Here is an 11,902-nt window from a genome sequence, read left to right as displayed (position 1 = left end):
GGCAGCGCTACTGGTTTGCAGCCATAGACGCTCAAAAAGGAGTGCCTACAATGAACAGAGTGTCGAGCGGCTGGTTGAGCGGCTTCATCGGGGTATTGATTTTCAGCGGATCGCTACCGGCCACCCTCCTTGCGGTAACGGGTTTCGATCCGCTCTTCCTGACCCTTGCCCGCGCCAGTATCGCCGGACTGCTGGGTGCTGCCCTGCTTTTGGCGTTCCGTGAGGCGAGACCCTCTCGCAACGATCTGTTTTCACTGGTCATCGTCTCACTCGGTGTGGTCGTCGGCTTTCCGCTTTTGACCGCACTTGCCCTGAAGCACATCACCTCTGCCCACTCCATCGTCTTTATCGGCCTTCTCCCTCTCGCAACGGCAACTTTCGCGGTGTTGCGTGGCGGTGAGCGTCCCCGTCCGACCTTTTGGCTGTTCTCTTGCCTCGGCAGCCTGCTGGTCGCAGGCTTTGCCTTCAGCCTCAATGGCGAGGGAAGCCTCATCGGCGATCTGTTGATGGTGGCAGCGGTTCTTGCTTGCGGCTTGGGTTATGCCGAAGGTGCGGCGCTCTCGCGTCGACTGGGCGGCTGGCAGGTGATTTCCTGGGCGCTGGTCATCTCGCTCCCGGTCATGTTGCCGTTAGCGCTTTTTTCCATGCCCTCGACATGGAGCGGCATTGCCGCGCCGGCCTGGGGCGGATTGGCTTACGTCTCGCTCTTCAGCATGCTGATCGGCTTCGTCTTCTGGTATCGCGGATTGGCGCTCGGCGGCATCGCAGCCGTCGGTCAGCTCCAACTGCTGCAACCCTTTTTCGGACTGTTGCTTGCGGCCACATTGCTCGGCGAGCCCGTCAGCCTCGCCATGCTGGCCGTCACGCTCGGCGTGGTCGCCTGCGTGGCGGGTGCGCGGAAGTTCGCAAAGTAGACTCGCCTATCAACCGTTACCGCCGCGGCCGACCCAGCGGTGCCAATCTTCTTCTCTGCCGTTGAAGACATTGAGATCGATCTTGCCTTCGACGCCGTGCGAGAGGCCGGAGCCGGAATATTGCCAGAACAGCCACTTGCGGTCCGGATAGACCCGCGATGGGTGCTGGGCAACGGCACGCAGCCAGAAGGGATAGTCGTGCAGCTCGCCGGACAGGTGATCCTTGTAGAAATCGGGTGCGGTATAGATGATCGGGCGCTTACCATAATGGCGCTCGAGCCTGTCCATGAAGACCTGCATCTTTTCCAGCACCTGGGCGCGGGAAAGCCGCATCTTGCAGGCGGACTCGCCATTATATTCCACATCGATCACCGGCGGCAGGGCGTCGGGGTCCCTCGGCACGTTGCGAATGAACCAGTCCGCCTGATGGCTTGCCGGACGGCACCAATAGAAGAAGTGATAAGCGCCGCGGCGAACACCCGCCGCTTTTGCCCGTTCCCAGTTGGTGCGGAACATCGGGTCCAGATGGTCGCCGCCATCGGTTGCCTTGATGAAGGCGAAGTTGGCGCCGCGCGTTCTCAAGCGCTCCCAGTCGATATTGGCCTGCCAGCGCGAGACATCCACGCCGTGAACTTCAAAATGTTTTGGCTGAACCCTGCCAAAATTGATCGGCTTGGCGTCGGAAAACGCCGGGCGAAACACGCGCGAGCGTGCAGACGACCCTGCACTCATGGCAACGCTGCCCGCCATGGCCAGTTGGACCGGTCGGTCCTGAGGAAGATTGACACGGGCCTGGGGAACGACGGGAGGTGCTATAACCGGTTCTAGCCGCTGCTGCGTCGACATCTGCTTGTCCACAGCCGCGAAAGCGGGCGAGCCCGCCGGCATCGGTCCGCCCCATGCCAGAACTTCCTGATGCTGCTTGGTGTTGAGAGGCACTCTCTGATCGGTCTGTCCCACGCTGGCCTGCGGCACGGGGGCGGAAGGCGTAACGGAATTCGTCACCTCCTTCGAAGGCAGGCCCGCCACCAGGGCGTCCGGCCCGGAATTGGAGGTACAGCCCGTGAGAGATAGGCAGGCGAGAACAAAAGCTGGCACTGTCGATCGACGCATGAGAACCCGTACGCAAAACAAAATCGGGACACGCGCAAGAGACGCCGGTCCTGATAACCAAAAGGTATGACTAACGGGAAATTATCAAAAAAGACTGAATCCAATCTTTACGACAGGACGAGGCTTACGCAGGTAAAAAGCGGCATGTCTCAACTCTGCGTGAAAAGTCCGTCATCTAAAGTGTGTCGCGATCTTTCAGATGCGCTCATACGCTTTGGGCCATTGTTCTACCGCATGTCGTTCTAAGAAAACCGATGCACGTTTTTGCGTGGACCATGCTTTAACGGATGAACAGTCGGCTCCGCAGGGTCAATTGCCCATAAGAATATCAAGAAGCGTCGTCCGCTTTGGCCCGTTCTGTCGCGACGGTGCGGCCCCGCCGATATCCGCAGGCGGTACGGGTCCACCTCCCTGCGGAGGCGGATAGGCTTGCTGCGGATACTCCGGCGGTGGCGCTGGCACCGTGCCTGCGGTTTGCTCCGCGCCCACAGGTGCGGGCGGATAATCCGTCGGTGTTGGGGCAGAGCCGCCACCGAGCGCATTGGAGATGATATCGCCGATGGTCGCTGGAGCCTGCGGGCTCTGTGCCATGGGTTGGCCGATCTCCTGACCGCCAGAGGCGCCAAGCCCAAAGAGCGGTGATGGCGACAGGCCGCTATGGGCTGCCGTCATGAATTCCTTCCAGGCCTTGGCCGGCAGGCCACCACCGGTCACCTTCTTCATCGATGTGCCATCATCATTGCCGAACCACACGCCGGTGGTCAGCTGGCTGGTGTAGCCGACGAAAAGCGCATCACGGAAAGACTGCGTCGTGCCGGATTTGCCGGCTGCCTGCCAGCCTTTAAGACGCGCAGCCTTGCCGGTACCATCATTGATGACGCCGGTCAGCATGCCGTTCATCGTCGCGGCGATGCCTTCATCCAGAACGCGAGGCGGGTTATCGTACTTGTTCTCGTAAAGAACCTTACCGTCTGCATCGGTGATGCGCTTGACGATATGCGGCGTTGCCTTGAAGCCGCCATTCATCATCGGCGCATAGGCCGAGGTCAGCTCCAGTAGCGACACTTCAGAGGTGCCGAGCGCAATCGATGCATTCGCCTGAAGGTCGGATTCTATGCCCATCCGATGTGCCACCTGCGTGACCTTGGTCGGACCGACCTCCATGACGAGCTGTGCGGCAATGGTGTTGAGCGAGTTGGCGATCGCGGTCGCAAGCGTCACTTCACCGCGATATTTCTGATCGTAATTTTCCGGCGTCCAGTTGCCGATCCGGACCGGCGCGTCGTTGCGCACCGAGTTGGGCGTCAGGCCGGATTCGAGCGCGGCAATATAGACGAAGGGCTTGAAGGCGGAGCCCGGCTGCCGCTTGGCCTTGGTGGCGCGGTTGAACTGGCTTTCGGCGTAATCGGCGCCGCCAACGACGGCGCGGACAGCGCCGGAGCCGTCCATCGAAACAAGGGCAGCCTGAGAGGCGCCGAGCTTCTTGCCTTCGCTCTTCAGCACATCGTTGAGCGCCTTCTCGGCATCCTTCTCAAGATTGAGGTCGATGGTCGTGTCGATCGTCAGATCCTGCTTCACATCGCCGATCAGGCTTTTGACCTCATCCATGACCATGTCGGCGGCATAGTGTTCCGCACCCGACCAGAAGCGCTTTGCCTTGGTGGGCGGCTGGGACATGGCGGTCTTGATCTCGTCTTCGGAGATGAAGCCGACATCGCGCATGGATTGCAGCACCACCTGGGCGCGCTCTTCCGCCGCCTGCGGATCTCGCGCTGGCGAAAGGCGAGAGGGCGCTTTCAACAGCCCTGCCAGCATCGCCGCTTCCCCGAGATTCACGTCGCGCGCCGACTTGTTGAAGTAGCGCCGCGAGGCGGCCTCGACGCCATAGGCGTTCGAGCCGAAATAGACGCGGTTCAGATACATCGCAAGGATCTGGTCCTTGGTGTATTTTTGCTCCAGCCAGATGGCGAGTAGCGCTTCCTGGATCTTGCGCTCCAACGTCTGCTCTGGAGAGAGGAACAGGTTTTTCGCCAGTTGCTGCGTCAGGGTCGAACCGCCTTGAACCGTGCGACCATGAAGAAGGTTGGTGACCACAGCGCGCCCGAGGCCGAGCGGATCGACACCGAAATGGGAGTAGAAACGGCGATCTTCGATGGCGATGACGGCCTGGGGAATATAGGGCGACATATCCTCGAGCGACAAAGCCTCGCCGCCCGTCGTGCCTCTATTGGCTAGAACCGTGCCATCGACTGCGACGATCTTCAGGTTCGGCGGGCGTTCGGGAATGGCCCATGTGCTGGCGCTCGGCATGCGTGCGCCATAATAGACGACGACGCCAGCCACTGCGATGCCACCCCAGATGCCGAGCACGATGCACCAATAAATGATCCTGCGGAAAAAACCGGTGATCCCGCCGCGCTCACGCGTTTCCCGCTTGGACTTCGATTTCGATTTCGACGACAGGCTTCCGCGCTTTTTCGGCGGCGGGGCATCGGAAGGACCAGACTTTCGGCTGCCAGCATTGGTGCCGGCAACACGATCACTCGCATCGAGACGCAGGTCGTCGCCGGAATCGTGAAAATCCCCAAAGGAAGGTTCAACTCTCTGGCGTGATTTTCCGCTACCTGCCATCTGTCAGAAACTGCTCCGTGATATTGATGCCGCGACGGACATGCTGTCATTCAAGACAAATCCGGTTGAAGCTTAAATGCGGCGATTTAAGGTGGCGTTAAGGCTGAGAGCCCCTCACATCGGCGTCATCGCGCCCCGCCTTACTGGCAGACGTCGACCCACTCGGCCTTTGTCAAATGCGCCATGCGCTCCGGCGAGATGCGAACGGCGGCATTGATGGCGCCGGCGGCGGGAACGACTTCGGCATAGTTCTTAAGCGACACATCGCAATAGACCGGCAGATCGGATGGCAGGCCAAAAGGGCAGACGCCACCGACGGGGTGACTCGTCACCTCGACAACCTCTTCCGCACCCAACATGCGGGGCTTTGCAGCAAAACGATCGCGGAATTTGCGATTGTCGAGCCGCTTCATGCCAGCCGTCACCACGAGGAGAATCGTGTCGCCCGCCTTAAGGCAGATCGTCTTGGCGATCTGATCGGGATCGACACCGTGAGCTTGAGCGGCAAGCGCCACCGTCGCGGAACTGGTTTCTGTTTCCAGTACCGTGATGTCTGGAGCATGGGTGGCGAAAAATTCTTGGACAGAAGCTAGGCTCATGCGCAATCTTTAGGCGGGGGTGCCGTTCAAAGCAAGACGAAACCCTATAGGTATGCAAAAAATGCAATGCTGCACTGCAATGATAAGTCTGTTTTCGGACAGGAACTCCTGTATCTTACAAACATCGAAGCGACGCACTCCTCCTCCCAGCGTCGCCCGATTGGACTGACAGCACTCCTCCTCCCAGTTGTCAGTCAGTTTTAAAAACCCGGCGCACCTCCTCCCGCGCCGGGTTTTTTATTGCCTGAATGGCAGCCTTCGCGCCGTTACGCACACAATTTCAAATTTCAGGAATTGCGCCGTGAAGAACACGGTAACCGCAGGAAGAATGCGATCTCGTTCTTGCGCCTTCAGAATGCTGCGAAATGCTCTACTGAAAATCGTCCGTGAGATTTGTCGCGACACCATGCTGGAGGAAAACTTGACTTATTTGTTTCCTCGCCCTACTTCTCTCGCATCGATATTTGTTTGACGACCAGAGCTTCGGCGTCCCAAAGACGCTCAGACGATCTTTCTTTCCTTCAAATTCGACCAAAACCGCGCTGATTTTCAGCGCAAAAGTAATACGCCAACGGAAGGAACTCGTTATGGCTACTGGTACAGTAAAGTGGTTCAACGCAACCAAGGGCTACGGCTTCATTCAGCCTGACGACGGCGCACAGGACGTGTTCGTACACATCTCTGCAGTCGAGCGCGCTGGCATGAGCGGTCTCAAGGACGGTCAGAAGATCTCCTACGAACTCGTTCAGGACCGTCGTTCTGGCAAGATGTCTGCCGACAGCATCGTTGCTGCCTAATCATGATTTGGCTGGTTTATCCAGCCTGTCAGTTGAAAAGCCGGGACCTCGTGTTCCGGCTTTTTGCATTTATATAAATTGAATTCCGTCTCCGCCTTGTAAAAGACACGATGCTCACCCATATAGGGTTCATCAGTGTTCCAGCAGTTCCCGATGAGGCTTTGATGAGCCGCCGCGTTGTACCCTCGTTAATGAAAAATTAACCAAGGCGCGCAATGATGAAAGGGAAGACATGAGCGACAGCCGAAAAGTTGGCGCCGTGCTGAGACACAAAACCGTTTTTGCACTTTGACCACGGATGTACTGGCACTGATCGCATAAACGGGAATGAAAGGTCGGGCTTGCCCGGCCTTTTTGTTTTTGGGGCTTCGCTCTATGGCGCAGTGCCGCTCAACGCGGCACTGCATTTTCAAAAGTCCATTACTTCGCGCTCAAGGCGGACAGGATGCGTACCCATGAGCGCGTACCCTTGTGGAAGGACTTCAGCTCGTATTTCTCATTGGGCGAATGAATGCGGTCGTCGGTGAGACCAAAGCCAATCATCAGCGAATCCATACCGAGCATCTTCTGGAAGTCGCCGACGATGGGAATAGATCCGCCCATGCCGATGACAATGGCAGGCTTTGCCCATTCATCCGAAAGCGCCGACTTTGCCTTGGTCAAGGCGGGCGAATCGTAGGAGAGGTGGATGGCCGGAGAGCCACCATGCTCGTGGAAATCGACAGAGCAATCAGCCGGGATTTTCGAGCGCACATAGGCACGGAAGCTTTCGCGGATGGCTGCCGGGTCCTGACGGCCGACGAGGCGGAAGGAGACCTTAGCGGATGCCTTTGCGGCGATGACGGTCTTGAAGCCCTCGCCGGTATAGCCGCCGGTAATGCCGTTGACCTCCGCCGTTGGCCGCGCCCATGTCAGTTCAAGGACGGAGCGCCCCTTCTCGCCCGCTGGAATCGAAAGTCCGACTTCGCCGAGGAAGGATTCGGCCGTGCGGCCGAGATTGTCCCAGGATGCCTTGATGTTGGCGGGTGTTTCCTCAACGCCATCATAGAAGCCCGGCAAGGTAACGCGCCCGGTCTCATCATGCAGACCGGCGAGAATGTCAGTCAGAATATGAATCGGGTTGGCGGCAGCGCCACCGAAGAGGCCGGAATGCAGGTCGCGGTCGGCAGCGGTGATAACGATTTCTTCGCCGACGAGGCCGCGCAGCGCCGCAGCGATGGCGGGCGTCTCGTGATCCCACATGCTGGTGTCGCAGACCAGAGCGTAATCGGCTTTCAACTCATTCGAGTTGGCGTCCAGGAATGGCTTCAGCGATGGCGACCCGGACTCCTCTTCGCCTTCGAAAAGAATAGTGACGCGGATCGGCAGCGAACCGATCACCTGCTTATAGGCACGGCATGCCTCGACAAAGGTCATCAACTGGCCCTTGTCGTCCGACGTCCCGCGGCCCGAAATTACCTGTCGACCCTCGCCGATGTCTTTCAGCTTGGCATCGAAAGGATCGTCCTGCCACAAATCGATCGGATCGACAGGCTGGACGTCGTAGTGGCCATAGAACAGCACATGCGGCGCATCGGCGGTCGCGCCATCATGATGCGCGACGACCATGGGATGGCCGGCGGTATCGCGGATGGAGGCGTCGAAACCGATGCTCGTCAGATCGCGCACCAGCCATTCGGCCGCCTTGCGGCATTCTGCCTTGTAAGCCGGATCGGTGGAGATGGACTTGATGCGAACGAGTTCGAAAAGTCTCTCAAGGCTGGAGGGGAGATTGTCGTCAACCGCCGAGAGAACGGGGGAAATATCTGTCATTGCATGATCCTGTCATGTCTGGCCTGTCATGTGTGGGGCGCCAGTCGTCATTTCACTGAGCAAGGCGATTTCCACCTCTTTAAATCTCCGCAAAGGCGTAACGACGACCGGTATCGGTCATCGCGCCAATGCGCCAGATGGCAGGACGATAGAGTAAATATGAGACGGTTTCGAGCCGGAAAACTTACTTTTCCGATTTAGCGACGCTGATGGCGCGGCTCATATATTCAAGCAGCAATTGCCGCTCGAACTTCAGCAGGTCCTTCAGCAACGCCTCTTCCGTTTCTCTCGATGCGGCAATGGCGGCCTCTTCAAGCGCGGCACCTTTTTCCGTCAGCATGATGATCTGCGACCGGCGATCTGTCGGATGGGGCTTACGCTCGATCAGCCCGTCGCGAACCATACGCGCAAGCGTATTGGCGAGCGTCGCCTGTTCGATATCGACCCGGTCGAGCAACTGGCGCTGCGTCAGCCCGTCTTCCTGCCAGAGCTCGAGCAGAACAGGAAATTGGCCGGGCGAGAAGCCGAGGGCAACGGTGCGCTTGAGCAGAGCCTGGGAAAAGCCCTTGGCCAGTTGCGCTGCCAGATAGGCTGCAGAGTCCTGTCGAGAAAATCCCATCGGGCACATCGTCCGGATCATTTACATATCGTGCTATGTAGCGGCCCATGCTTTCGTGAAGCATGCGTATCGAGAGAGGCATTTGCGCAAAAGAAAACCGCCATGACCGGGAGGGGACGGTCATGGCGGTCATATTGAGGGACAAAGGCCCGGAGAGGGGGAAAGGCCTTTGTCCGGTCTGACGCGGCGGGGGACGAGCCAGCTATCAGACTACGGCGTGATCAGTCGCCGTCCTCCTAGAAATGAGGCCGCAAATGCGGCTTTTCAAGGGAAGAGCGGATTACAAATCGGTAACGTTCCGGTGAAAGAATCGAGGCGGATTTGGCCGGTTCGGCGCGACTTTGACCCGCCATCAACAGCAAGTTTGTGTGGACGTTGAACATGGCGCACGCTATCCATGCTTCCCATGAAAAAAGGCGATCATCTCTTCCTCGTGGACGGCTCCGGTTTCATTTTCCGCGCCTTCCACGCCATCCCTCCGCTCAACCGCAAATCCGATGGATTGCCGGTCAATGCCGTGTCCGGCTTCTGCAACATGCTGTGGAAGCTGCTGAAGGATGCGCGCAACACCGATGTGGGGGTGACGCCAACGCATTTCGCGGTGATCTTCGACTATTCGTCCAAGACCTTCCGCAACGAGCTGTACGACCTCTACAAGGCCAACCGCTCGGCACCGCCGGAAGATCTCGTTCCGCAATTCGGTCTGATCCGCCACGCCACCCGCGCCTTCAACCTGCCCTGCATCGAGACCGAAGGCTTCGAGGCCGATGACATCATCGCCACCTATGCCCGCCAGGCGGAAGCAATCGGTGCGGATGTCACCATCATCTCCTCCGACAAGGACCTGATGCAGCTCGTCACGCCCAATGTGCATATGTACGACGCGATGAAGGACAAGCAGATCGGCGTGCCGGACGTCATCGAAAAATGGGGTGTACCGCCGGAAAAGATGATTGACCTGCAGGCGATGACCGGCGATTCCACCGACAATATTCCGGGTATTCCCGGTATCGGTCCGAAGACGGCAGCGCAATTGCTGGAGGAATATGGCGACCTCGATACGCTGCTGGAGCGCGCGGGCGAAATCAAGCAGCAGAAGCGCCGGGAAAACATCATCGCCAATGCGGAACTGGCGCGCCTCTCCCGCCAGCTCGTTTCGCTCCGAACCGATGTGCCGCTGGAGCTTGCGCTGGATGCGCTAACGCTCGAGGTGCAAGACGGACCGAAGCTGATAGCCTTCCTGAAGGCCATGGAATTCACCACGCTGACCCGCCGCGTGGCGGAAGCGACGGGTACGGATGCGTCGGCCATCGAGCCCGCACATGTTCCGGTGGAGCGCGGGGCAGAGGCCCATGGACCTGATCTCGATGCCGATACCGACACGGGCGGCGATGCCGCATCCGTTCCGCTTGGCGAAGCGTCGGTAGCGGATGTCGGCGCCGTTCTCTCCAAGGCGGAAGGCGATACGCCACAGGAGCTTGCCTCCGCCCGCGAGACGATCTTCGCCGCCGCCAAGATCGATACGACCACCTACCAGACTATTCGTTCAATCGAAGAATTGGATCGCTGGATCGCCATGGCGCGCGAGACGGGCGTCGTTGCCTTCGATACCGAAACCACCTCGCTCGACCCGATGACGGCGGAGCTTGTCGGCTTTTCCCTTGCGATTGCTGATAACAGCAAGAATGCCAGGGGATCGGACATTATCGCAGGCTATATACCGCTGACCCACAAGACCGGCTCCGGTGGCGATCTCTTCAGTGACGGCATCAAGCTCGCACCGGACCAGATTCCCTTCGATCTTGCGCTTTCACGGCTGAAAGACCTGCTGGAAGACCCAGCTGTTTTGAAAGTGGCGCAGAACCTCAAGTATGACTACCTGCTGGTCAAGCGCCTCGGTATCGTGATGCAGAGCTATGACGATACCATGCTGCTCTCCTACGTGTTGGAGGCGGGCAAGGGCGCGCATGGCATGGATGCACTTTCCGAGCGCTGGCTTAGCCACAAGCCGATCGCCTACAAGGATGTTGCCGGATCTGGGAAGTCGGGCGTGACCTTCGACTTTGTCGACATTGACAAGGCAACTGCCTATGCTGCCGAAGATGCCGATGTGACGCTCAGGCTCTGGATGGTGCTGAAACCACGGCTTGTCGCCGACCGTCTCACAACCGTCTATGAGCGACTGGAACGACCGCTGGTGCCAGTGCTGGCCCATATGGAAGAGCGCGGCATTTCCGTCGACCGGCAGATCCTCTCACGGCTTTCCGGCGAGTTGGCGCAGAAGGCTGCCGCTTTTGAAGAAGAGATTTACGAGCTCGCTGGCGAGAAATTCAATATCGGCTCGCCCAAGCAACTTGGGGATATCCTCTTCGGCAAGATGGGCCTGCCCGGCGGCTCCAAGACCAAGACCGGACAATGGTCTACCTCCGCTTCGGTGCTGGAAGACCTCGCCGCCGAGGGGATGGAACTACCGCGCAAGATTGTCGACTGGCGCCAGCTGACCAAGCTGAAATCCACCTACACGGATGCGTTGCCCGGTTATATCCATGCCGATACCAAGCGGGTGCACACATCCTACTCACTGGCATCGACAACGACGGGTCGTCTGTCTTCCTCGGAACCGAACCTTCAGAACATTCCGGTGCGCACTGCAGAAGGCCGCAAGATCAGGACGGCCTTCGTCTCCACGCCCGGCAACAAGCTTCTTTCGGCAGACTACAGCCAGATCGAGTTGCGTGTGCTGGCGCATGTCGCCGATATTCCGCAGCTGAGAAATGCCTTCGAGAACGGCATCGATATTCATGCGATGACGGCGTCGGAAATGTTCGGCGTGCCGGTAGAGGGCATGCCATCGGAGGTGCGTCGCCGCGCCAAGGCGATCAACTTCGGCATCATCTATGGTATCTCCTCCTTCGGCCTTGCCAACCAGCTGAGCATCGGCCGCTCTGAAGCGGGCGATTACATCAAGAAGTACTTCGAGCGTTTCCCCGGCATTCGCGACTATATGGAAAACACCAAGGCCTATGCCCGCGAGAATGGCTATGTCGAAACTATCTTCGGCCGCCGTATCCATTATCCGGAAATCAAGTCGTCCAATCCGTCGGTGAAGGCGTTCAACGAGCGCGCGGCGATCAATGCACCGATCCAGGGATCTGCCGCCGATATCATCCGCCGGGCCATGATCCGCATGGAGCCAGCACTTGAACAGGCAAAGCTTTCGGCCCGCATGCTTCTTCAGGTGCATGACGAACTGATCTTCGAGGTCGAGGACAGCGAAATCGAAAAGACTTTGCCGGTCGTTGTATCCGTCATGGAACATGCGGCCATGCCTGCCATCGACATGAGGGTGCCGTTACAGGTGGATGCGCGTGCCGCCAGCAACTGGGACGAGGCGCATTAAGGGCACGGATGTCACGT

Annotated in this window: 8 protein-coding genes; 3 read left to right on the top strand and 5 right to left on the bottom strand. The window is 58.7% G+C overall.

The window, feature by feature from the left end; genetic code table 11:
- Positions 1-50: 50 nt before the first annotated feature.
- The gene (locus tag QE435_RS14545; protein WP_349041811.1) at positions 51-914 is read left to right on the top strand and encodes a DMT family transporter; all 864 of its coding nucleotides are present in this window, start codon (positions 51-53) and stop codon (positions 912-914) included.
- Positions 915-923: 9 nt separating this feature from the next.
- Here QE435_RS14545 and QE435_RS14540 read toward each other — a convergent pair whose 3' ends face one another.
- The 3 genes from QE435_RS14540 to QE435_RS14530 all read right to left on the bottom strand — a co-directional run bounded on the left by QE435_RS14540 (position 924) and on the right by QE435_RS14530 (position 5,257).
- Complete coding sequence (locus tag QE435_RS14540; RefSeq protein ID WP_309772161.1) at positions 924-2,027, bottom strand: GH25 family lysozyme; 1,104 nt, start codon at positions 2,025-2,027, stop codon at positions 924-926.
- Between the two features lie 309 nt (positions 2,028-2,336).
- On the bottom strand, positions 2,337-4,658 hold the full coding sequence (locus QE435_RS14535; RefSeq protein ID WP_349041810.1) for a transglycosylase domain-containing protein: 2,322 nt from the start codon (positions 4,656-4,658) through the stop codon (positions 2,337-2,339).
- Between the two features lie 140 nt (positions 4,659-4,798).
- Positions 4,799-5,257, bottom strand: coding sequence for a YbaK/EbsC family protein (locus QE435_RS14530; RefSeq protein WP_349041809.1), 459 nt, complete (start codon positions 5,255-5,257; stop codon positions 4,799-4,801).
- A 587-nt stretch (positions 5,258-5,844) separates the two neighbouring features.
- Between QE435_RS14530 and QE435_RS14525 the strand changes: the two genes are divergently transcribed.
- A complete protein-coding gene (locus tag QE435_RS14525; protein ID WP_027674583.1) occupies positions 5,845-6,054 on the top strand; it encodes a cold-shock protein in 210 nt (69 codons plus the stop codon).
- 420 nt (positions 6,055-6,474) lie between these two features.
- On the opposite strand, the gene QE435_RS14520 is transcribed toward QE435_RS14525, so the two are convergent.
- Both QE435_RS14520 and QE435_RS14515 read right to left on the bottom strand, forming a co-directional pair.
- On the bottom strand, positions 6,475-7,866 hold the full coding sequence (locus QE435_RS14520) for a M20/M25/M40 family metallo-hydrolase (RefSeq protein WP_306930469.1): 1,392 nt from the start codon (positions 7,864-7,866) through the stop codon (positions 6,475-6,477).
- Between the two features lie 184 nt (positions 7,867-8,050).
- Positions 8,051-8,485, bottom strand: a complete 435-nt coding sequence (locus QE435_RS14515; RefSeq protein WP_349041808.1) for a MarR family transcriptional regulator — start codon at positions 8,483-8,485, stop codon at positions 8,051-8,053.
- A 406-nt stretch (positions 8,486-8,891) separates the two neighbouring features.
- Between QE435_RS14515 and polA the strand changes: the two genes are divergently transcribed.
- Positions 8,892-11,885, top strand: a complete 2,994-nt coding sequence (polA, locus tag QE435_RS14510) for a DNA polymerase I (RefSeq protein ID WP_349042865.1) — start codon at positions 8,892-8,894, stop codon at positions 11,883-11,885.
- The last annotated feature ends 17 nt before the right edge of the window (positions 11,886-11,902 follow it).

Origin of the sequence: Agrobacterium sp. SORGH_AS 787, from assembly GCF_030819035.1 — a bacterium.
Lineage (GTDB): Bacteria > Pseudomonadota > Alphaproteobacteria > Rhizobiales > Rhizobiaceae > Agrobacterium > Agrobacterium larrymoorei_B.
This window is presented reverse-complemented; position numbering and strand designations above follow the sequence as displayed.

Bases quoted from the DNA above. Each gene is read 5' to 3' on its own strand.
- QE435_RS14545 (WP_349041811.1), top strand. From the start codon at position 51: ATGAACAGAGTGTCGAGCGGCTGGTTGAGCGGCTTCATCGGGGTATTG.
- QE435_RS14540 (WP_309772161.1), bottom strand. From the start codon at position 2,027: ATGCGTCGATCGACAGTGCCAGCTTTTGTTCTCGCCTGCCTATCTCTC.
- QE435_RS14535 (WP_349041810.1), bottom strand. From the start codon at position 4,658: ATGGCAGGTAGCGGAAAATCACGCCAGAGAGTTGAACCTTCCTTTGGG.
- QE435_RS14530 (WP_349041809.1), bottom strand. From the start codon at position 5,257: ATGAGCCTAGCTTCTGTCCAAGAATTTTTCGCCACCCATGCTCCAGAC.
- QE435_RS14525 (WP_027674583.1), top strand. From the start codon at position 5,845: ATGGCTACTGGTACAGTAAAGTGGTTCAACGCAACCAAGGGCTACGGC.
- QE435_RS14520 (WP_306930469.1), bottom strand. From the start codon at position 7,866: ATGACAGATATTTCCCCCGTTCTCTCGGCGGTTGACGACAATCTCCCC.
- QE435_RS14515 (WP_349041808.1), bottom strand. From the start codon at position 8,485: ATGGGATTTTCTCGACAGGACTCTGCAGCCTATCTGGCAGCGCAACTG.
- polA (WP_349042865.1), top strand. From the start codon at position 8,892: ATGAAAAAAGGCGATCATCTCTTCCTCGTGGACGGCTCCGGTTTCATT.